The 20,432-nt window shown below is 68.7% G+C and carries 18 protein-coding genes; 6 read left to right on the forward strand and 12 right to left on the reverse strand.

Translation table 11 applies throughout. The features are described 5' to 3' along the window. Positions 1–314: 314 nt before the first annotated feature. The 8 genes from RA210_RS12095 to hmpA all read right to left on the reverse strand — a co-directional run bounded on the left by RA210_RS12095 (position 315) and on the right by hmpA (position 10,090). Positions 315–1,400, reverse strand: a complete 1,086-nt coding sequence (locus tag RA210_RS12095) for a CaiB/BaiF CoA transferase family protein (RefSeq protein WP_201486617.1) — start codon at positions 1,398–1,400, stop codon at positions 315–317. Then, entirely contained in the window at positions 1,397–3,022 is a 1,626-nt protein-coding gene (locus tag RA210_RS12100) for a long-chain fatty acid--CoA ligase (RefSeq protein WP_201486640.1), read from the reverse strand. Before RA210_RS12100 ends, RA210_RS12095 begins: the two co-directional genes overlap by 4 nt. A gap of 239 nt (positions 3,023–3,261) precedes the next feature. After that, entirely contained in the window at positions 3,262–4,035 is a 774-nt protein-coding gene (locus tag RA210_RS12105) for an enoyl-CoA hydratase (RefSeq protein ID WP_201486618.1), read from the reverse strand. A 16-nt stretch (positions 4,036–4,051) separates the two neighbouring features. Next, positions 4,052–5,242, reverse strand: coding sequence for an acetyl-CoA C-acyltransferase (locus tag RA210_RS12110; RefSeq protein ID WP_136490174.1), 1,191 nt, complete (start codon positions 5,240–5,242; stop codon positions 4,052–4,054). A 14-nt stretch (positions 5,243–5,256) separates the two neighbouring features. After that, complete coding sequence (locus tag RA210_RS12115; protein WP_201486619.1) at positions 5,257–6,021, reverse strand: SDR family NAD(P)-dependent oxidoreductase; 765 nt, start codon at positions 6,019–6,021, stop codon at positions 5,257–5,259. A 234-nt stretch (positions 6,022–6,255) separates the two neighbouring features. Next, positions 6,256–7,311, reverse strand: coding sequence for an AraC family transcriptional regulator (locus tag RA210_RS12120; RefSeq protein ID WP_236574731.1), 1,056 nt, complete (start codon positions 7,309–7,311; stop codon positions 6,256–6,258). Between the two features lie 242 nt (positions 7,312–7,553). Further along, complete coding sequence (locus tag RA210_RS12125) at positions 7,554–8,744, reverse strand: NnrS family protein (RefSeq protein WP_201486620.1); 1,191 nt, start codon at positions 8,742–8,744, stop codon at positions 7,554–7,556. A gap of 164 nt (positions 8,745–8,908) precedes the next feature. After that, the gene (gene hmpA / locus RA210_RS12130) at positions 8,909–10,090 is read right to left on the reverse strand and encodes an NO-inducible flavohemoprotein (protein WP_201486621.1); all 1,182 of its coding nucleotides are present in this window, start codon (positions 10,088–10,090) and stop codon (positions 8,909–8,911) included. Positions 10,091–10,272: 182 nt separating this feature from the next. On the opposite strand from hmpA, the gene norR reads away from it, so the two are divergent. Together norR and RA210_RS12140 are read left to right on the forward strand one after the other, a co-directional pair. Further along, positions 10,273–11,832: a nitric oxide reductase transcriptional regulator NorR gene (gene norR / locus RA210_RS12135; protein ID WP_201486622.1), complete on the forward strand. Its 1,560-nt coding sequence runs from the start codon at positions 10,273–10,275 to the stop codon at positions 11,830–11,832. 130 nt (positions 11,833–11,962) lie between these two features. Further along, on the forward strand, positions 11,963–12,385 hold the full coding sequence (locus tag RA210_RS12140) for a DUF6306 domain-containing protein (protein ID WP_201486623.1): 423 nt from the start codon (positions 11,963–11,965) through the stop codon (positions 12,383–12,385). Between the two features lie 72 nt (positions 12,386–12,457). Here the strand turns inward: RA210_RS12140 and cysS are convergent, their stop codons facing one another. Together cysS and RA210_RS12150 are read right to left on the reverse strand one after the other, a co-directional pair. Continuing rightward, positions 12,458–13,843, reverse strand: a complete 1,386-nt coding sequence (gene cysS, locus RA210_RS12145; protein WP_201486624.1) for a cysteine--tRNA ligase — start codon at positions 13,841–13,843, stop codon at positions 12,458–12,460. Then, positions 13,844–15,514: a glutamine--tRNA ligase/YqeY domain fusion protein gene (locus RA210_RS12150; protein WP_136490167.1), complete on the reverse strand. Its 1,671-nt coding sequence runs from the start codon at positions 15,512–15,514 to the stop codon at positions 13,844–13,846. 141 nt (positions 15,515–15,655) lie between these two features. Here RA210_RS12150 and RA210_RS12155 point away from each other — a divergent pair, with 141 nt between their 5' ends. From RA210_RS12155 to RA210_RS12165, 3 genes are all read left to right on the forward strand, one after another. After that, on the forward strand, positions 15,656–16,153 hold the full coding sequence (locus tag RA210_RS12155) for a peptidylprolyl isomerase (protein WP_201486625.1): 498 nt from the start codon (positions 15,656–15,658) through the stop codon (positions 16,151–16,153). Between the two features lie 4 nt (positions 16,154–16,157). Next, on the forward strand, positions 16,158–16,883 hold the full coding sequence (lpxH, locus tag RA210_RS12160; protein WP_201486626.1) for a UDP-2,3-diacylglucosamine diphosphatase: 726 nt from the start codon (positions 16,158–16,160) through the stop codon (positions 16,881–16,883). A gap of 453 nt (positions 16,884–17,336) precedes the next feature. Continuing rightward, positions 17,337–17,993 (forward strand): hypothetical protein, encoded by a 657-nt coding sequence (locus RA210_RS12165; RefSeq protein WP_201486627.1) that lies wholly within the window; start codon positions 17,337–17,339, stop codon positions 17,991–17,993. A gap of 57 nt (positions 17,994–18,050) precedes the next feature. On the opposite strand, the gene RA210_RS12170 is transcribed toward RA210_RS12165, so the two are convergent. Beyond that, positions 18,051–18,653: a tRNA-(ms[2]io[6]A)-hydroxylase gene (locus tag RA210_RS12170; protein WP_201486628.1), complete on the reverse strand. Its 603-nt coding sequence runs from the start codon at positions 18,651–18,653 to the stop codon at positions 18,051–18,053. Positions 18,654–18,793: 140 nt separating this feature from the next. Here RA210_RS12170 and RA210_RS12175 point away from each other — a divergent pair, with 140 nt between their 5' ends. Further along, positions 18,794–19,660: a universal stress protein gene (locus RA210_RS12175; RefSeq protein ID WP_201486629.1), complete on the forward strand. Its 867-nt coding sequence runs from the start codon at positions 18,794–18,796 to the stop codon at positions 19,658–19,660. 69 nt (positions 19,661–19,729) lie between these two features. On the opposite strand, the gene RA210_RS12180 is transcribed toward RA210_RS12175, so the two are convergent. Then, positions 19,730–20,206 (reverse strand): DUF1289 domain-containing protein, encoded by a 477-nt coding sequence (locus RA210_RS12180; RefSeq protein ID WP_136490161.1) that lies wholly within the window; start codon positions 20,204–20,206, stop codon positions 19,730–19,732. Between the last annotated feature and the right edge of the window lie 226 nt (positions 20,207–20,432).

Here is a 20,432-nt window from a genome sequence, read left to right on the forward strand (position 1 = left end):
GGGGAGAACCCTGTCGGGCAACTCCTCTCCAAAAGAATCTGTTTGCTGCGCCTCCATCCGATTGTTCTTGTTGTTATGGAGTCGTTACGTGTTGTTTTTGTTCTGTTGTGATGCGTTCTTGTTTTTGTCGTGCCAAGAATAAAGCAGATGGCGTGCCAACTTTAGAAAACCCTTATAAATCAACAACTTGAGAATTCTGAAGCACCGCACATAGCCCCCGAAGGGGCCGTTCCCGTTACCGGACTGCCCAGCGCCCGTTACGCCGGAAAGACCCGGTAACACCTGAGGGTATGACCGGTAACCGCCCCCTCCTCTCAGGTTACCGCCGCGCGCGCTTCCCCCCACAGCGGCGCATCCGCCGCCAGCCGCACCGAGGCGCGCGCCTCCCCCGGCGTGCGCGACAGCCGTGGCGCCGGCGCCACCTGCAGCTGCCCGTCGACCTCGCGGTACACCCCGCGCGCCTGCAGGTGCGGGTGCTGCGGCGCCTCGTCGAGCGTGAGCACCGGCGCGAAGCAGGCGTCGGTGCCCTCCAGCAGCGCGCACCACTCGTCCCGCGTGCGGCGGGCGAACAGCGCGGCCAGGCACTCGCCCTGCGCCGCCCATTCAGCCGGATCGTCGCAGCCGGCGTAGAGCTGCTCGGGCGCCTCGATGCGCTCCAGCAGCTCGCGCAGGAACTGCGGCTCCAGCGGGCCGACGGCGATCTCGCCGCCGTCGGCGCAGCGGTAGCAGCGGTAGTGCGGCGCGGCGCCGCCGAGCAGGTTGCGTTCGCGCTGCATCGACAGGCTGCCGCCGGCGAAGAAGCTCATCAGCGAGGACACCCCGTCGACGATGGCGGCGTCGACCACCTGGCCCTGCTCGGAGCGCTCGCGCTCCCACAGCGCCGTCATGATTCCGAAGGCGAGGAACAGCGAGCCGCCGCCGAAGTCGCCGACCAGGTTGAGCGGCGGGATCGCCCCGCCCGAACGCCCGCCGATGGCGGCCAGCGCGCCGGTCAGGGCGATGTAGTTGATGTCGTGGCCGGCGGCGCGGGCCAGCGGTCCATCCTGGCCCCAGCCGGTCATCCGCCCGTAGACCAGCCGCGGATTGAGCTCGCGCAGCTCCTCCGGACCGAGGCCGAGGCGTTCCATCACCCCGGGGCGGAAGCCCTCGATCAGCACGTCGGCGCGCTCGGCCAGCTCCAGGCAGCGCGCCCGCCCGGCCGCGCTGCGGATGTCCAGCTCCAGCACCTGGCGGCCGCGGTCGGCCACCGGGTTGGGCCAGCCGTTGCCGCCGGCGCGCTCGATGCGCACCACGTCGGCACCCATGTCGGCGAGCAGCATGGCGCAGTGCGGCCCGGGGCCGATGCCGGCGAACTCCAGCACGCGCAGGCCGGCCAGCGGTCCCTGCCGGTCGGTCGTCATCCCTGCGCCTCCAGCCGCAACTCGGCGACCAGATAGTCGCGGTAGCGCTCGCGCAGCACCTTCTTGTCGATCTTGCCGGTGGCGGTCAGCGGCACGCGGTCGATCACCACCGCGTCGGGCATCCACCACCTGACGATATGCGGCTCGAGGTGGGCCAGCACGCGCTTGACGCACACCTCGGCATCCTCGTGCGGCTCGATTACCAGCAGCGGGCGCTCCTCCCATTTGGGGTGGAACACGCCGACCACCGCGGCGATCTTCACCCCTGGGCAGGCCACCGCGACGTTCTCGATGTCGATCGAGCTGACCCACTCGCCGCCGGACTTGATCACGTCCTTGCTGCGGTCGGTGATGCGCATGAAGCCGTCGCCGTCGAGGGTGGCGATGTCGCCGGTGTCGAACCAGCCGTCGGCGTCCAGCGCGCTCTTCTCGCTGCGGAAGTAGCGCTCGACCGTCCACGGCCCGCGCACCAGCAGCTTGCCCGGGGTCACTCCGTCGCGCGGCAGCTCGCTGCCCTCCTCGTCGACGATCTTCAGCTCGATGCCGAACTGCAGGCGCCCCTGGCGGGTCCAGATCACCTCGTCGGTGGCCGCCTGGCCGCGCGCGGTCAGCTTCGGCGTCGGCGTCGAGATCACCCCGAGCGGGCTGGTCTCGGTCATGCCCCACAGCTGGCGGATGGTCACCCCATACTTGCCCTGGAACTTCTCGGCCATCGCCCGCGGCACCGCCGAGCCGCCGATCACCAGGCGCTCGAGCGTGCCGGCGTCCTCGCCGCTGCGCTCCAGGTGGTCGAGGTACATGGTCCAGATGGTCGGTACGCCGCCGGAGAAGGTCACCCCCTCGTTCCTGATCAGTTCCTGCAGGCTGCGGCCGTCCATCCTGTCGCAGGGCAGCACGAACTTGCAGCCGTTGATCGCCGCGGCGAACGGCAGGCCCCAGGCGGTGCCGTGGTACAGCGACGAGCACGGCATCACGCAGTCGAAGGCCGACAGGCCGAAGGCGCCGCTGAGGCCGGCGGCCAGCGCGTGCAGCACCACCGAGCGATGGCTGTACAGCACGCCCTTGGGATCGCCGGTGGTGCCCGAGGTGTAGCAGAGCACCGCGCCGGCGTTCTCGTCGAAGCTCGGCCAGTCGATGGGGCGCTCACCGGCAATCAGCGCTTCATAGCAGGGCACCGCACCTTCCCCGACATCGAAGCAGTCGCGATCCGACAGCACGATGAAGTGGCGGATGTGCGGCAGCTGCGGGCGCAGGCGGGCGACCAGCGGCGCGAAGCTGCGGTCGAACAGCAGCACGCTGCTCTCGGCGTGGTTGAGGGTGAAGGCGATCTGCTCGTCGGACAGCCGCGGGTTGGCGGTGTGCAGTACCGCGCCGATGCCCGGCACGGCGAAGAACAGTTCGTAGTGGCGATGGGTGTTCCAGGCCAGCGAGGACACCCGGTCGCCGGCGCGTATTCCCAGGCGCTGCAGCAGCGAAGCTGCCTGTCCGGCGCGCTGCGCCAGGCCGCGGTAGTCGTAGCGCCACAGCGGCTCGTCGACCAGCCGCGAGACGATCTCGGTGTCGCCATGGGCGCTGGCGGCATGGGTGAGGATGCCGCTGATCAGCAGCGGCGCCTTCTGCATCAGACCTTCGAGCATTGCGATTTCCTCTACTTTCTTGTTGTTGTTTTCAACGGATATCGGCGGCCGGTTCCCTAGCCGCTGGGCAATCGCATGAAGCCAATTTCCCGGTCCGTAGGGGCGAATTCATTCGCCTTGACGGGGCGCTTTGGCGAATGAATTCGCCCCTACAGCGGATTGACCAGGCTCGGAGGCTATTCATGCGATTACCCGGTTCCCTGGCCGCATGACGCAGGCACAGCTCAGCGATGGGTGAAGTTCGGCGCGCGCTTGTCGACGAAGGCCGCCATGCCCTCCTTCTGGTCGGCGGTGGCGAACACCGAGTGGAACACCCGCCGCTCGAAGCGCACGCCCTCGCTGAGGCTGGTCTCGTCGACGCGGTTGATGCACTCCTTGATCAGCATCGCCGCGGTCAGCGACTTGCCGGCGATGGCGTGGGCGGCCTGCAGGGTTTCCTCGAGCAGGCTGTCGGCCGGGAACACCCGCGCCACCAGCCCGGCGCTTTCCGCCTCGGCGGCGCCCATCATGCGCCCGGTCAGGCACATCTCCATGGCCTTGGCGCGGCCGATGGCGCGGGTCAGGCGCTGGGTGCCGCCGATGCCCGGCAGCACGCCGAGGGTGATCTCCGGCAGGCCGAAGCGGGCGGTGTCGGCGGCGTAGATGAAGTCGCACATCAGCGCCAGCTCGCAGCCGCCGCCCAGCGCGTAGCCGGACACCGCGGCGATGACCGGCTTGCGCCGCGCGGCGATGCGGTCGGCTTGAGCGAAGTGGTCGTCGTGGTAGATCTGCGGAAAGGTCATGTCCGCCAGTTCCTTGATGTCCGCGCCGGCGGCGAAGGCCTTGCTCGAGCCGGTGAGGACGATGCAGCCGATCTGCGGGTCGGCTTCCAGGCGGTCGAGCGCCTGGTTGAGTTCGCCGACCAACTGGGAGTTGAGCGCATTCAGCGCCTGGGGACGGTTGAGGGTGATCAGCGCGACGCGCTCGCGGATCTCCACCAGCAGGGTTTCGTAGTTCATCGGACTCTCCTTGTATTCAGTCCAGCAGCTCGACGGCCATCGCCGTGGCCTCGCCGCCGCCGATGCAGATGGCCGCCACGCCACGGCGCAGGCCGTGGCTGCGCAGCGCCGCCAGCAGGGTGACCAGGATGCGCGCGCCGGAGGCGCCGATCGGGTGGCCGAGGGCGCAGGCGCCGCCGTGCACGTTGACCCTGGCGTGATCGAGGCCCAGCTCGCGCATGGCGACCATGGTGACCACCGCGAAGGCCTCGTTGATCTCGAACAGGTCGACCTGATCGAGGCTCCAGCCGGTGCGCTGCATCAGGTTGCGGATCGCGCCGATGGGCGCGGTGGGGAACAGGTTGGGTGCATCGGCGAAGGCGGCATGGCCGCGGATCGCCGCCAGCGGACGCAGGCCGCGACGCTCGGCTTCGGAGCGGCGCATCAGCACCAGCGCGGCGGCGCCGTCGGAGATCGAGCTGGAGTTGGCCGCGGTCACCGTGCCGCCGTCGCGGAACGCCGGGCGCAGAGTCGGGATCTTCTCCGGACTGGCCTTGGGCGGCTGTTCGTCCTGCGCGACCAGGCGCTGCTCGCGGCCCTGGGTGACCGTCAGCGGCACGATTTCCCCGGCGAAGTAGCCGTCGGCCATGGCGTCGCGGGCGCGCTGCAGCGAGGCCAGCGCATAGGCGTCCTGCTCCTCGCGGCTGAAACCGTGCGCCTGGGCGCAGTCCTCGGCGAAGGTGCCCATCAGGCGGCCCTTGTCGTAGGCGTCCTCCAGGCCGTCGAGGAACATGTGGTCGAGCACCTTGCCGTGGCCCATGCGGTAGCCGGCGCGTGCCTTGTCCAGCAGGTAGGGCGCGTTGGACATGCTTTCCATGCCGCCGGCGACCACCACATCGGCGCTGCCGGCGCGCAGCAGGTCGTGGGCGAGGATCACCGTCTGCATGCCCGAGCCGCACATCTTGTTCAAGGTGGTGCATACGGTAGAGCGGGACAGACCGGCGCCCAGCGCCGCCTGGCGCGCCGGGGCCTGGCCGATACCGGCGGGCAGCACGCAGCCCATCAGCACTTCCTGCACCGCCTCAGGCGGCAGGCCGCTGCGCTCGACCGCGGCGCGGATCGCGGCGGCGCCCAGCTCGGGGGCGGTCACGTTCCTGAAGTCGCCCTGGAAGCCGCCCATGGGAGTACGGGCGCTGGCGACGATGACGATCGGATCTTCGTGGTTCATGGGGTGTTCTCCTGTCACTTGGCGGCCATGCGCAGGGCGCCGTCGAGGCGGATCACCTCGCCGTTGAGCATGCTGTTCTCGACGATGTGGCGGACCAGCGCGGCGTACTCCTCGGGCCTGCCGAGGCGCGGCGGGAACGGCACGCCCGCGGCCAGCGAGGCGCGCACCTCGTCGCTCATGCCGGCCATCATCGGCGTCTCGAAGATGCCGGGAGCGATGGTCATCACCCGGATGCCATGGCGCGCCAGCTCGCGCGCTACCGGCAGGGTCAGGGCGGCCACCCCGCCCTTGGAGGCGGCGTAGGCGGCCTGGCCGATCTGCCCGTCGAAGGCGGCGATGGAGGCGGTATTGACGATCACCCCACGCTCGCCGCCCTCGTCCGGAGTCCCCTCGGCCATGACCTCGGCGGCCAGGCGCAGCATGTTGAAGGTGCCGATCAGGTTGATAGCGACGATGCGGCTGAAGCTCTCCAGCGCGTGCGGGCCGTTGCGGCCGAGCACCTTCTCGCCGCCGACCACGCCGGCGCAGTTGACCAGTCCGTGCAGCGCGCCGAAGGTCTCGCGGGCGGCGGCCACGGCGCGGCGCGCGGCGGCCTCGTCGGTGATGTCGGCCACCAGGCCGCGGGCATTGGCGCCCAGCTCGGCGGCGCGCGCCTCGACGGCGGCGGCGACGTCGACCAGCAGCACCCGGGCGCCGGCCTCGACCAGCGCGCTGGCGGTGGCCGCGCCGAGCCCGGAGGCGGCGCCGGTGACCAGGAATACCTTGTTGGGGATGCGCATGAGTTGTCTCTCTTGTTCTGGCGACGCGCGGGCAGCCGGAGGCCGGCGCACGGGCGGCGCAACCACTTGATCGGGATTGGCGGGAAGCTGTCGGGCGACTAGCCCGCGGGGGGATGCACGACAGGGAAGCAGGGCGGCATGGCGGTTTCCTTATCTTGTTCTAGTTCGGAAGCACGACAGGCGTGATGGCTTCATATTGGTCAGCGGACCACGGCCCGGCAATGGCCGTTCCTGTCAATCTGCGTGACCGTTTTGGCCAATGCCGGGGGCGAGGATCAAGGTGCGGTAGTGGCCGGGGTTGGTGCCGGTCCACTTGCGGAAGGCCTTGTAGAAGGCGCTGACGTCGGCGAAGCCGAGGCGCTCGGCGATGGCGCCGAAACTCACCTGCGGATCGGCCAGCCAGGCGGTAGCGCGCTCCTGGCGCACGGCGTCCTTGATCGCCTGGTAGGACTGGCCGACCTCGGCCAGCCGCCGACGCAGGGTCGAGGGCGACATGCACAGCACCTGGGCCAGCTCGTCGCCGGTCGGCCAGCGTTCACCCGGCAGGCTGCGCAGGTGGACCTTGATGCGGTGGGCCAGGCTGCCGGTGTCGCGGTATTTGACCAGGATGTTCGACGGTGCGCGGGCGAGGAACTCGCTGAGCTCCGCCTCGCTGCGCCGCACCGGCAGGTCGAGCACCTCGGCGGCGAAGATGATCCGGTTCGACGGGCGGGCGAAGCGCAGGTTGTCGGAAAACATCACCCGGTAGTCGCCGATGTACTCGGGCTCCGCGCCGCGCAGCTCCACCGCCAGCAACGGGAAACGCCGACCCACCAGCCAGCAGGCCAGGCCGTGCAGCAGCAGCCAGAAGGTGAAGCAGGTGAAGGGCCGCAGCGGCGCGGCCGTGCGCTCGTGCAGCACCACCTCGGCGAGGCTCTGGCTGCGGGCGAGGGTCGGACGGAAGTTCTCGAAGGTCAGGGCGAAGAAGTCCAGCGCGGTATGCAGCGCCTCCTCCAGGGTCGCCTGGTTGCGGCAGGTGCGACACAGGAAGGCGAAGCTGCCCCAGCGCATGCGCCGCGGGTCCATGGCGAAGAACTCGTCGTCGAAGCGACGCGCCAGATGCAGCCACAAACGGCTGTAGTCGCGCACCTCGACCCGCGCGTTACGGTCGGCCAGCAGCGCCGGCTCCAGGCCCACCTCGCGCAGCAGCTCGTCGACCGGCTCGCCGCGCTCGGCGAAACCGCGCAGGGCCTCCTCGACCAGACGGATGGAGATGCTGTCCTTGACTACCGGTGCTACGCGCTGGATCACGGGGTCCGCTTCCCTGATGAGTGGGCGGACACCATAGGGCAAGGCGGGCCTGCAGCGCCAGAACGGGTACACATGTAGGGTGGACAACGGCGCAGCCTTGTCCACCCTGCAGCACCCCGGTGGGCAATCGCTGCGCGAGTTGCCATATATCGCTGATGGCGCACCCTACTGCGGAACGGACGTAGGGTGCGCCATGCGCACCGCAGGCACGCCGTCGAGGCAGTTGGTGCGCACGGCGCACCCTACCCCGGCTGGCCATCCAGACGCGGGCGGCACAGCATCGGCCCGTAGTGCCAGACGAACAGGACGAAGGCCGCCACCCAGGCCGTGCCGGCCAGATGCAGGCCGCCGAGCGGGAAGAACGGCGGCAGCAGCACCCGCGCCGCGGCGCCGAGGTTGACCAGCGCGAAGGCGCAGGCCATCGCCGCCGGCGGCTGCAGCGGCCGACCGGTATGGCCGAGGCTGACCCGCGCGACCATGGCGAGGATCAGCCCGCCCATGCCGCCGACGCCGAGGGCGTGCAGCGCCAGGCTGGAGCTGGCCAGCAGGCCGAAGTGCCACAGCGCCTGCCCGGCCAGGGCGACCACCAGCCAGCCATAGGCCAGGTGCAGCGACCACAGCAGCGGCACCCGCCACAGGCCGGCGTCGTGCCAGCGCGCCAGGCGCACGCCGTGCAGCAGCGCCACCAGGGCGAACAGCGCGCCCAGCCAGGCCTGCGGCGCGAGGGCCAGGCCGCTGGCGGTGAGCACGGCGAGCAGCACCAGGCCGCCCTGGGCGCTCCATTCCAGCCAAGGCAGCGCCGGCACCTGCGCCGTGCGGCCAAGACCGCGCTGAGTGAAGAACGGGATCACCCGTCCGCCGATCAGGCCCATCATCACCGCCACCAGCCACAGCGCGGCGATCACGCCCTGGCGCTGCCAGGCATCGTTGGACTGCGCGAGGCCGGCGACCACCAGCAGGTCGGCCAGGGTCAACAGGGTGAGGACGCCGACGATGGGGTAGTTGCGCACCTGACGCACCGCCCACAGCATGCGGCCGAGCACCACGGCAACGGCGGGCAGGAAGGCGATTTCCAGCGGGATCAGCAGCCACAGCGGCGCGCCCAGCAGCCAGGCCAGTCGCGCCGCCAGCCAGAGCCCGGCCAGTGCGGCGAGCGGCGGTCCGGAGAGACCGGGGCGGCCGGTCCAGTTCTGCGCGGCGGTGAGCAGGAAGCCGGCGATGATCGCCGCGCCGAAGCCGAACACCATCTCGTGGCGGTGCCAGGCCAGTGCGCCACCGGCCGGCTGCCAGACGGGCCAGAGCCCGGCCAGCGCGCCGAGCCAGAGGGGAATGGCCAGCGCGGCGAAGGCCGTGCCGGCGAGGAAGAAGGGACGAAAACCGAGGCGCCACAGCGGCGCGATCTGCAACAGGGCCTTGCGGTCGACCAACTGCATGATGTGTTCCTGTATTGCTGATGGTGCCCACGCTCCTGCGTGGGCACCGGACTCCGGGCGCTCCGCGCCCTGCCACGGCGGTAGTGGGACGCGGAGCGTCCCTGCACAGCGTTCCCACGCCGGAGCGTGGGAACGATCACCACCGTGCATCACCCCAGCCTGGCTCAGGCCTCCAGTGCCGCCGCCGGGCCGAAGAACTCGTAGCGGCACTGCGCCTGCGGCACGCCCAGCTCGGCGAGCTGCTTCTTCACCTGGGCCATGAACGGCTTCGGGCCGAGGAAGTAGGCGTCCAGATCGCGCTGCTCCGGCAGCCAGTCGTTGAGCAGCGCGGCACTGCTGAAGCCCTCGGCGTCGGCCACATCGCCCTCGCGCGGTTCGCTGTAGCAATAGAAGCGCTTGAGCTGCGGGTGCTGGGCACTCTTCTCGTCCAGCCACTCGCGGAAGGCGTGCACGCCACCGTGACGGGCGAAGTGGATGAAGCGCACCTCGCGGCCGCTCTGCAGCGCCTGCTCGAGCATGGCCACCGCCGGGGTGATGCCGACGCCGGCGGTGATCAGCGCCAGCGGCTTGTCGCTGTCCTCGAGGACGAAGTCGCCGGCCGGCGGGAAGACTTCCAGCTCGGCGCCGACCTGCACCTCGTCGTGCAGGTAGTTGGAGATGCGGCCGCCCTCCTCGCGCTTGACGCTGATGCGCAGCTCGCGGCCGTTCGGCGCGGCGGACAGCGAGTAGTTGCGGCGCATCTCCTCGCCGTCGATGACGAAGCGCAGGCCTAGGTACTGGCCCGGCACGAATTCCGGCACCGCGCCGCCGTCCACCGGCTGCAGGTAGAAGGAGGTGATCTCCTCGCTCTCGGCTTCCTTGCGCGCCACGCGGAACTGGCGCGAGCCGCGCCAGCCGCCTTCCTTGGCCTCGTTGGCGGCGTACACCGCTTCCTCGGCGCCGATCAGGATGTCGGCCAGCTGCTGGTAGGCGGCGCCCCAGGCTTCCAGCACCTCGTCGGTGGCGATCTCCTCGCCGAGCACCTCGCGGATGGCGCGCAGCAGGCAGGAGCCGACGATCGGGTAGTGTTCCGGGAGGATCTGCAGCGACACATGCTTGTGCACGATCTGGCCGACCAGCGGGCCCAGCTCCTGCAGGCGGTCGATGTGACGGGCGTACATCAGCACGCTGTTGGCCAGCGCGCGCGGCTGGTCGCCGCTGGCCTGGTGGGCCTGGTTGAACAGCACCTTCACCTGCGGGTACTCGCCGAGCATGATCTTGTAGAAATGCTTGGTCAGGGTTTCGCCGCCGGTTTCCAGCAGCGGGACGGTGGCCTTGATGATGGCGGTTTGTTGAGCAGACAGCATGGACAACTCCTGAATGGGACCAAGTGAGATGGGCGGCCATCGACAGGCCGCCTGCACGCAAGCACAATGGACATATCAGTTTCCGTGCCAGAATTTTTATTCAATAAAATCAATGGCTTGAGATTATCGCGAGTCATCACGACAACAACCGAACGCTGTCAACCCGACAACACGCTATCGAAATGACAACGCATCCGCTGCTCAACGCCCTGATCCCGCTGGTCGCCGACCTGTCCCGCGACCTGCCGGAAGCGGAACGCTACCGCCGCCTGCTCGGCGCCCTGCGCGCCCTGCTGCCGGCCGATGCCGCCGCCCTGCTGCGCCTGGACGGCGACACCCTGGTGCCGCTGGCGGTGGACGGCCTGAGCGCCGACACCCTCGGCCGGCGCTTCCGGGTCAGCGAGCATCCGCGCTTCGAGAGCCTGCTGGCCCATCGCGGGCTGACCCGCTTCGCCGCCGACTGCGCCCTGCCCGACCCCTACGACGGCCTGGTCGAGGGCCTTTCCGGCCACCTGGAAGTGCACGACTGCCTGGGCTGTCCGCTGTACGTCGACGAGCAGCCCTGGGGGCTGCTGACCCTCGACGCCCTCGACCCGTCGCGCTTCGAACACATCGACCTGGACAACCTGGAAGCCTTCGCCAGCCTGGCCGCCGCCACGGTGCGCGCCGCCGAGCGCATCGACGCCCTGACCCGCCGCGCCGAGCACGACGAGCAGTTGGTCGAGGTGTACCGCGAGGCCGCCGGCCAGCAGGCGCGCCGCGAGCTGATCGGCCAGAGCCGCGAGCACCAGCGCCTGCTGGAGGAGATCGCCCTGGTCGCCGGCAGCGACCTGAGCGTGCTGATCAGCGGCGAGACCGGGGTGGGCAAGGAGCTGGTCGCCCAGGCCATCCATGGCGCCTCGCCGCGGGCGCGCAAGCCCTTGATCAGCCTCAACTGCGCCGCGCTCCCGGACACCCTGGTGGAGAGCGAGCTGTTCGGCCACGTGCGCGGCGCCTTCTCCGGTGCTGTGAACGAACGTCACGGCAAGTTCGAGCTGGCCGACGGCGGCACGCTGTTCCTCGACGAGGTCGGCGAGCTGCCGCTGACGGTGCAGGCCAAGCTGCTGCGCGTGCTGCAGAGCGGCCAGCTGCAGCGGGTCGGCTCCGACCGCGAGCATCGCGTCGACGTGCGGGTGATCGCCGCCACCAACCGCGATCTGGCCGAGGAGGTGCGCGCCGGGCGCTTCCGCGCCGACCTCTATCACCGCCTGAGCGTCTACCCGCTGCCGGTGCCGCCGCTGCGCGAGCGCGGCCGCGACGTGCTGCTGCTGGCCGGCTACTTCCTCGAGGAGAACCGCGCCCGCCTCGGCCTGCGCAGCCTGCGTCTGACCAGTGAGGCGCAGGCCGCCCTGCTCGCCTACGACTGGCCGGGCAACGTGCGCGAGCTGGAGCACCTGATCGGCCGCGCCGCGCTCAAGGCCATGGCCGCCGGCGAGCGCAGCGAGCGCCGGCGCATCCTCAGCATCGGCGCCGAGCTGCTCGGCCTGCCGGGCACGATGCCGGCCACCCCGGCCAGCGCCGCCGCCGAGGCCACGGCCCCCGCGCCCGGCGGCAACCTGCGCGAGGCCACCGAGCAGTTCCAGCGCCAGCAGATCGCCGCCGCACTGGAGCGCCACGCCCACAACTGGGCCGCCGCCGCCCGCGAGCTGGGCCTGGACCGCGCCAACCTGCACCGGCTGGCCAGGCGGCTGGAGCTGCGCTGAGGCGGGCCGCCCCATTCGCGGACCTGCGGTGCGGTTCCGCCAGCGGGCATTGTCGGCCCTGCTCCCGCCCCCGCGGCAGGGCAAACCGGCTACCATGGATTGCCAGGACCAACCGTCGGGGAGCCCGATCATGACCGACTCAGCCCACCTCCACAGCGCTGCCGACCAGGCCGAGCTGCTGCAGACCCTGCTCAGCGCCGAGCGCGCCGGCGCCAGGGTGGCCGGCGAAACCCTGCGCCAGGCCACCGATCCCGACCAGCGCGAACTGCTGCAGCAGATCCTCGCGGGCGAGGGCGAGAGCTGCCAGCACCTGCTGACCTGCCTCAAGCACCTGGGCCTCACCCCCAACCACGAGACCGGCGCCTTCTACGACAAGGCCATGGCCATCGAATCGCTGGAGGAGCGCCTGGCCTTCGTCGACCGGGGCCAGCAGTGGGTGATCCGCAAGCTGCGCGAGTTCCTGCCCGGCTGCGAGGACGCGCTGATCCGCCGCGAACTGGAGCGGATGCTGCAGATCCACGAGGAGAACAGCGCGGCTGCGCAGCAGCAGTAGCGCACTACAAATAGCGCGCCACAAACGAAAAGGGCCGCCTCTCGGCAGCCCCTTCCGGTACAGCGGATCGACTTACTCGGCCAGACGCCAGGTGGTGCCGCCCTTGCCGTCCTCCAGCACCACGCCCATGGCGGTGAGCTGGTCGCGGATGCGGTCGGACTCGGCCCAGTTCTTCTCGGCGCGTGCCTGCAGGCGCGCGGCGATCAGCGCCTCGACCTCGGCGGCGTCGACCTTGCCCGCGGCGCCGGCCTGCAGGAAGGCCTCGGGGTCGAGCTGCAGCACGCCGAGCACGCCGGCCAGCTCCTTGAGGCGCGCGGCCAGCGCTGCGGCGGCGGCAAGATCCGACTCGCGCAGGCGGTTGACCTCGCGGATCATCTCGAACAGCACCGCGCAGGCTTCCGGCGAGTTGAAGTCGTCGTCCATCGCCGCGCCGAAGCGGGCGACGAACTCCTCGCCACCGGCAGGCTGCGCGTCCGGCAGGCCCTTGAGGCCGTTGTAGAAGCGTTCCAGGGCGCCCTTGGCCTCGCGCAGGCTGTCCTCGGAGTAGTTGATCGGGCTGCGGTAGTGGCTGGACACCAGCAGGTAGCGCACCACCTCGGGGTGGTACTTCTCCAGCACCTCGCGGATGGTGAAGAAGTTGCCGAGGCTCTTGGACATCTTCTCGCCGTCGACGCGCACCGCGCCGGCATGCATCCAGGCGTTGGCGTACAGCTTGCCGGTGGCCGCCTCGCTCTGCGCGATCTCGTTCTCGTGGTGCGGGAACACCAGGTCCGGGCCACCGCCGTGGATGTCGAAGGTCTCGCCCAGGCAGCAGGTGGACATCACCGAGCACTCGATGTGCCAGCCCGGACGTCCGGCGCCCCAGGGCGATTCCCAGCTCGGCTCGCCCGGCTTGGCGCCCTTCCACAGCACGAAGTCGAGCGGATCTTCCTTGGCCTCGTCGACCTCGATGCGCGCGCCGATCTTCAGGTCCTCGATCTTGCGCCGCGACAGCTTGCCGTAGCCCTCGAACTTGCCGACCCGGTAGTAGACGTCGCCGTTGCCCGGGGCGTAGGCGAAGCCCTTGTCGATCAGGGTCTGGATCATCGCGTGCATGCCGGCGATGTGGTCGGTGGCGCGCGGCTCGATGTCCGGACGCAGCACGTTGAGGCGCGCCTCGTCCTCGTGCATCGCTTTGATCATCCGCGCGACCAGGTCCTGGAACGATTCGCCGTTCTCGTTGGCGCGCTTGATGATCTTGTCGTCGATGTCGGTGATGTTGCGCACGTAGGTCAGCTCATAGCCGCGATGACGCAGCCAGCGGGCGACCACGTCGAACGCCACCATCACTCGCGCGTGGCCGATGTGGCAGAAGTCGTAGACGGTCATGCCGCACACGTACATGCGCACCTTGTTGCCTTCCAGCGGCTTGAACGCGTCCTTGCTCTTGGACAGGGTGCTGTAGATGGAAAGCGTCATTCACTGCCCCCAGGAGTCGCGCAGGGTGACGGTACGGTTGAACACCGGGGCGCCCGGCTTCGAGTCCTTCAGGTCGGCGCAGAAGTAGCCTTCGCGCTCGAACTGGAAGCGCTCTTCCGGCGCGGCATTGGCCAGCGACGGCTCGGCGCGGCAGCCCTTGAGCACCACCAGCGACTCCGGGTTGATGTTGTCGAGGAAGCTGCCGCCCTCCTCGTCGGTCTTCTCCGGGTTGGCGGCCTTGAACAGTCGGTCGTACAGGCGCACCTCGCACTCGACGCTCTCGGCGGCCGGCACCCAGTGGATCACGCCCTTGACCTTGCGGCCTTCCGGGTTCTTGCCCAGGGTGTTCGAATCAAAGGAGCAGCGCAGCTCGACGATATTGCCTTCGGCATCCTTGATCGCCTCGTCGGCGCGGATCACGTAGCTGCCGCGCAGGCGCACTTCGCCGCCGGGGATCAGGCGCTTGTAGCCGGCTGGCGGGACTTCCTCGAAGTCGCTGGCGTCGATGTAGATCTCGCGGGAGAACGGCAGCACGCGCACACCCATGTCCTGCTTGGGATGGCGCGGCAGCTCGAGGTTCTCGACCTGGCCTTCCGGATAGTTGGTGATCACCACCTTGAGCGGCTTGAGCACGCACATGGCGCGCGCGGCGTTGGCGTCGAGATCCTCGCGGATGGCGAATTCCAGCATGCCGATGTCGACCAGGCCGCCGGCGCGGTTGACGCCGATCATGTCGCAGAAGGCGCGGATCGATGCCGGGGTGTAGCCGCGGCGACGGTAGCCGGACAGGGTCGACATGCGCGGGTCGTCCCAGCCGGTCACGTGATTCTCATCGACCAGTTGCTTGAGCTTGCGCTTGCTGGTGATGGTGTAGTTCAGGTTGAGGCGGGCGAACTCGTACTGGCGCGGCTGGGCCGGCACCGGCAGGTTGGCGAGGAACCACTCGTACAGCGGGCGGTGATCCTCGAACTCCAGAGTGCAGATCGAGTGGGTGATGCCTTCCAGGGCGTCCGACTGGCCGTGGGTGAAGTCGTAGCTCGGGTAGATGCACCACTTGTCGCCGGTCTGGTGGTGATGGGCGTGGCGGATGCGGTAGAGGATCGGGTCGCGCAGGTTCATGTTCGGCGAGGCCATGTCGATCTTGGCGCGCAGCGCACGGGCGCCGTCGGGGAACTCGCCGGCCTTCATGCGCGCGAACAGGTCGAGGTTCTCCTCGACGCTGCGCTCGCGGAACGGGCTGTTCTTGCCCGGCTCGGTCAGGTTGCCGCGGTAGGCGCGCGCCTCGTCCGGCGACAGGTCGCAGACGTAGGCCTTGCCGGCCTCGATCAGGTGCACCGCCCAGGCGTACAGCTGGTCGAAGTAGTTGGAGGCGTAGCGCTCCTCGCCGGCCCACTTGAAGCCCAGCCACTCGACGTCGGCCTTGATGGCGTCGATGTACTCCTGGTCTTCCTTGGCCGGGTTGGTGTCGTCGAAGCGCAGGTTGCACTCGCCGCCGAACTCCTCGGCCAGGCCGAAGTTCAGGCAGATCGACTTGGCGTGGCCGATGTGCAGGTAGCCGTTGGGCTCCGGCGGGAAGCGGGTGATGATCTTGGCGTGCTTGCCGGCTTCCAGGTCGGCCTGGACGATCGGGCGCAGGAAGTTGGCGGCTTTTTCGACGGTGGGCTTGCTCATGGTGTCCTTGAACATGTCGGTGCCGGCCAGGGTAGGCCAGCCAATGCAAAGCGCTTATCATAGCGAACCCGTCAGGCACCCGACAGACCACCTGCCGCCGCAGGTGCCGGATGCCCTCACCCATTCAGCGGAATTCCCTCCATGATCAAGCTGCACACCAACTTCGGCGTCATCACCCTCAAGCTGTTTGCCGACAAGGCCCCGGAAACTGCCGCCAACTTCGAGCAGTATGTGAAGGACGGCCACTACAACGGCACCATCTTCCACCGCGTGATCGGCAACTTCATGATCCAGGGCGGCGGCTTCGAACCGGGCATGAAGCAGAAGAGCACCCGCGCACCGATCAAGAACGAGGCCAACAACGGCCTGTCCAACAAGGTCGGCACCATCGCCATGGCCCGCACCATGGACCCGCACTCGGCCAGCGCGCAGTTCTTCATCAACGTCGCCGATAACACCTTCCTCGACCATACCGCACCGACCACCCAGGGCTGGGGCTACGCCGTGTTCGGCGAAGTGGTGGAAGGCATGGACGTGGTCAACAAGATCAAGGCCGTGGCTACCGGCAATCGCTCTGGCCACGGCGACGTGCCGGTGGACGACGTGATCATCGAGAAGGCCGAAGTCGTCGCCGAGTGATTCGATGAGCGTCCTGTTCATCGCGGACCTGCATCTTGAAGCGCAGCGCCCGGACATCGTCCGGGCGTTTCTGCATTTCCTGGATACCCGCGCCGCCGGTGCCGAAGCGCTGTACATCCTCGGCGACTTCTTCGAGGTGTGGATCGGCGACGACGGCATGGACGAGTTCCAGCGCTCCATCGCCAGCGCCCTGCGCCGCCTGAGCGACAAGGGCACGCGCATCTACCTGATGCACGGCAACCGCGACTTCCTGCTCGGCAAGGGCTTCTGCCGCGAAGCCGGTTGCACCCTGCTCAGGGAAGGCAGCGTGGTGGAACTGTACGGCGAGCCGGTGCTGCTGCTACACGGCGACAGCCTGTGCACCCGCGACGAGAGCTACCAGCGCCTACGCAAGCGCCTGCGCAACCCGCTCTCGCTGTGGCTGCTGCGCAACCTGCCGCTGGCCACCCGCCACAAGCTGGCGCGCAAGCTGCGCGACGCCAGCCGCATGCGCACCCGCGAGAAGGCCGCCGACATCATCGACGTCACCCCCGAGGTGGTGCCGCAGGTGATGGCCGAGCGCCGCGTGCGCACCCTGATCCACGGCCATACCCACCGCCCCGCCGTGCACCGACTGCTGGTCGACGGCCACAACGCCCAACGCATCGTCCTCGGCGACTGGGACCGCCAGGGCTGGGCGCTGGAAGTGGACGCGCAGGGCTATCGCCTGGCGCCCTTTCCGCTGGACTGAGCCCGCCCGCGACCGGCAACGCGCCACCCTGGCTGCGTTGCGCTCGCAAACCGCTGCCGGCGGCCGTTGCAGAGCCATCGGCTTCGCGCAAGACACAACTCGCCTACTATCAATTCACAAACTGCGCAAGTGAATCGACCCATCCATTCGTCGCCATTTCACGAATACTGCGAACCATTTCACGATCCATTCACTCTCACTCCTCACTGTCGCAACAGACAGCACGGTGATGGCGCCCCTACTCGCGCCCGCCGCCATGGCTCCCCTATCTCCCCGAAGAGGAGCCGCCCCACCGACGGGACACGACGCCCCGTCAGCACAACTGGGCAAGGCGATACTTCAGCAGCCGCAACCTGCGGCGAGCGCCCTGCCGCTGCAACACCAGGAACAAGGACCTCCATCCAATCAATCGCAAGTGCCGCCGGCACCGAAAAAAGAAACAGAGAGGCAACCATGGAACTGAGCAACTTCCTCCAGGCATTCCTGCAACAGGAAACCGCCGTCGAACTCGCGCGCATGGGCATCGTCTACGTCCACCTGATCGCCTGCTGCGTGGCGGTCGGCCTGATCCTCACCAGCGACGTGGCGCTGATCCGCAACCTGCTGCGCGGTGGCGCCGCCGAGCCCGAACAGGCGCAGCATCTCGAACACCTGAAGAAGAGTGTCTCGCTCGCCCTGATCGTGCTGTGGGTCAGCGGCATCGGCATCGTCGGCCTCGACTATGCCGGCAAGGGCATGGAGTACTTCCTCAATCCCAAGCTGCAGGCCAAGGTGACCATCGTCACCCTGCTGACCCTCAACGGCTTCATCCTGCACGGCACCGTCCTGCCCGCCCTGCAGAAGAGCGGCTCGCTGCTGCAGCTGCCCCGCGGCCTGCGCAGCCTGGCGCTGCTGGCCGGCTCGGTTTCGGCGGTATCCTGGTTCTACGCCGCCATGCTCGGCATCGGCCGCCCGCTGGCCTGGAAGTACTCGCTGCTCGAGCTGATGGCGGCCTATCCGCTGCTCATCGCCGCCGGCTTCCTCGGCATGCAGCTGCTGTGCAGCTGGGCCGAACGGCGCAACGCCGGTGAGGATGAGTGGCCGGCCGGCGTGATCGTCACCGCCCACTGAATAGCGGCGATAACCTGAAATGAGAAAAGGGGGGGCAGCGATGCCCCCCTCTTCGTTTCAGGCCGCCGCGCCGCTGTGGAAACGGAACTCGGCGTCCGGGGTGAGGATCGCCTGGCGCTCGATCTCGGCGAAGAAGGCCACCCGCTCGTCGATCGGCTCGCCGGCGTACTGGCGGGCCATGTTCAGGTAGTCCTGGTAGTGGCGCGCCTCGGACTTGAGCAGCGAGACGTAGAACTTGCCCAGCTCCTCGTCGAGGAACGGCGCCAGCCGGTAGAAGCGCTCGCAGGAGCGCGCCTCGATGTAGGCGCCGACGATCAGGGTGTCGACCAGCTTGCCCGGCTCGTGCTTGCGGATGTGCGCGTGCAGGCGCTGGGCGTACTGCGAGGCGCTGACCGGACGGTAGGCGACGCCGCGCTTCTTCATCAGCGCGGCGACCTGCTCGAAATGCCGCAGTTCCTCGCGCGCCAGGCGCGACAGCTTGTACTGCAGGTCCTCCTTTTCTACATAGCGATACAGCAGGGTCAGCGCCGTGCTCGCCGCCTTCTTCTCGCAGTTGGCGTGGTCGATCAGCAGGATCTCGGGATGTTGCAGCGCCTGGTCGATCCAGGCCTGGGGCGTCGGGCAGAGCAGGAAGCTCTCGATCTCGGGGAGCAGGGACATGGCAATCCGGCTAGTCTTGGGAAGCCGCGCATTATACGGCTCCCGCCCGCCACCGGCATGCCCGGCGGTTGACGTGCATCAAGCGGCATTCCTCCTGCCTGCGTCTAGAGTTGAACCTGAAGCCAATGAGGGAGACGACCATGCAAGCCATCCGCAGCATCCTGGTAGTGCTGGAACCCGACCAGGAGGAAAGCCTCGCGCTCAAGCGCGCGCGGCTGATCGCCGGCTGCACCGGTTCCGAGCTGCACCTGCTGGTCTGCGACGGCCAGCACGACCGCGGCGAGTTCCTCGGCGAACTGACCGAAGGGCTGGAGACGGAAGGCTTCAAGGTCAGCACCCGCCAGGAATGGCAGGACGCCAGCCACGAGATCATCATCGCCGCCCAGCAGGCCGAAGGCTGCGGCCTGGTGGTCAAGCAGCACTACCCGGACAACCCGCTGAAGAAGGCCCTGCTCACCCCGGACGACTGGAAGCTGCTGCGCTACTGCCCCTGCCCGGTGCTGCTGGTCAAGACCGACCGCCCGTGGGGCGGCGGCAAGGTGCTGGCCGCGGTGGACGTCGGCAACGACGATCCCGAGCACCAGACCCTGCACGCGGCCATCGTCTGCCATGCCCACGAGGTCGCCCACCTGGCCAGGGGCGAACTGCACGTGCTCAGCGCCCACCCGGCGCCGATGCTCAGCGCCGCCGACCCGACCTTCCAGTTGCGCGAGACCATAGCCGCGCGCTACCGCGATGCCTGCCAGCGCTTCCAGGACGAATACGGCCTGAGCAACCACCAGCTGCACATCGCCGAAGGCCCGGCCGACCTGCTGATCCCGCAGCTGGCCCTGCAGCTCGACGCAGTGGTCACCGTGCTCGGCACCGTGGCGCGCACCGGCCTATCCGGCGCGCTGATCGGCAACACCGCCGAGGTGGTGCTGGACGTGCTGGAAAGCGACGTGCTGGTGCTCAAGCCGGACGACATCTGCGACCACCTGGAGAAGCTGCTCGAAGAACAACCCTGATCCCCCTGTGGGAGCAGATTCATCTGCGACCCTGTCGCGAATGAATTCGCTCCTACAACGGTGGCGCGATCAGACGCGGATATCCTCGCCGTCGACCAGGAAGCGCGGCGCGATGTAGCGCTGGTAGTGGGCCTCGGAGAGCAGGAAGAACTCGCGGTCGATGGCATCGCGCAGCTCGGGCAGGCCGCTGCCGCGGAACTCGGGCAGCAGCGTGATGCCGTAGGCCTCGATCTGCTGGATCTGCCGCGCGCCACGGGCGATCAGCTGGTAGGCCCAGCAGTAGGGCGACTGCTGGACCACGAAGCGGATCTGCCGCTGCTCCAGCTGGCGGCGCAGCAGGGCCGCATCGATCACCTCGAGCTTGGCCTGCACCACCTGCACCAGCAGGCCTTCCAGGCGCCGCCACACGGCGCGCTTCTCCTCCTCGCCGTACAGGTTCCAGTTCACCACCTCGTGGTGGAAACGCTTGCAGCCACGGCACACCAGGTCGCCGTAGACCGTGGAGCAGAGGCCGACGCAGGGGGTCTTGATGCGCTGTTGGGACATGGCGGAAGCGGACTGGCGAAGGAAACTGGGCGGCATGTTAGCCCTTTGTCTAAGCCGGGTCATCCGCCAGCGACCGGGAGTCTTGCTTAACTTATCGCGGTCTTTCCAGTAGAATCCGCCTGCCTTGTTACAGGCACCAATGTCCGCAGGAAGCTGTTTTCAAAGCGTCACGAGCACAGTAAACCCGGCTGGAAGCGGTTGGTGGACAGCATCGCGACAGATCGTT

This window comes from Pseudomonas sp. OF001 (assembly GCF_904426495.1).
Taxonomy (GTDB): Bacteria; Pseudomonadota; Gammaproteobacteria; order Pseudomonadales; family Pseudomonadaceae; genus Geopseudomonas.

Bases quoted from the DNA above. Each gene is read 5' to 3' on its own strand.
- RA210_RS12095 (WP_201486617.1), bottom strand. From the start codon at position 1,400: ATGACGACCGACCGGCAGGGACCGCTGGCCGGCCTGCGCGTGCTGGAG.
- RA210_RS12100 (WP_201486640.1), bottom strand. From the start codon at position 3,022: ATGCAGAAGGCGCCGCTGCTGATCAGCGGCATCCTCACCCATGCCGCC.
- RA210_RS12105 (WP_201486618.1), bottom strand. From the start codon at position 4,035: ATGAACTACGAAACCCTGCTGGTGGAGATCCGCGAGCGCGTCGCGCTG.
- RA210_RS12110 (WP_136490174.1), bottom strand. From the start codon at position 5,242: ATGAACCACGAAGATCCGATCGTCATCGTCGCCAGCGCCCGTACTCCC.
- RA210_RS12115 (WP_201486619.1), bottom strand. From the start codon at position 6,021: ATGCGCATCCCCAACAAGGTATTCCTGGTCACCGGCGCCGCCTCCGGG.
- RA210_RS12125 (WP_201486620.1), bottom strand. From the start codon at position 8,744: ATGCAGTTGGTCGACCGCAAGGCCCTGTTGCAGATCGCGCCGCTGTGG.
- hmpA (WP_201486621.1), bottom strand. From the start codon at position 10,090: ATGCTGTCTGCTCAACAAACCGCCATCATCAAGGCCACCGTCCCGCTG.
- norR (WP_201486622.1), top strand. From the start codon at position 10,273: ATGACAACGCATCCGCTGCTCAACGCCCTGATCCCGCTGGTCGCCGAC.
- RA210_RS12140 (WP_201486623.1), top strand. From the start codon at position 11,963: ATGACCGACTCAGCCCACCTCCACAGCGCTGCCGACCAGGCCGAGCTG.
- cysS (WP_201486624.1), bottom strand. From the start codon at position 13,843: ATGACGCTTTCCATCTACAGCACCCTGTCCAAGAGCAAGGACGCGTTC.
- RA210_RS12150 (WP_136490167.1), bottom strand. From the start codon at position 15,514: ATGAGCAAGCCCACCGTCGAAAAAGCCGCCAACTTCCTGCGCCCGATC.
- RA210_RS12155 (WP_201486625.1), top strand. From the start codon at position 15,656: ATGATCAAGCTGCACACCAACTTCGGCGTCATCACCCTCAAGCTGTTT.
- lpxH (WP_201486626.1), top strand. From the start codon at position 16,158: ATGAGCGTCCTGTTCATCGCGGACCTGCATCTTGAAGCGCAGCGCCCG.
- RA210_RS12165 (WP_201486627.1), top strand. From the start codon at position 17,337: ATGGAACTGAGCAACTTCCTCCAGGCATTCCTGCAACAGGAAACCGCC.
- RA210_RS12170 (WP_201486628.1), bottom strand. From the start codon at position 18,653: ATGTCCCTGCTCCCCGAGATCGAGAGCTTCCTGCTCTGCCCGACGCCC.
- RA210_RS12175 (WP_201486629.1), top strand. From the start codon at position 18,794: ATGCAAGCCATCCGCAGCATCCTGGTAGTGCTGGAACCCGACCAGGAG.
- RA210_RS12180 (WP_136490161.1), bottom strand. From the start codon at position 20,206: ATGTCCCAACAGCGCATCAAGACCCCCTGCGTCGGCCTCTGCTCCACG.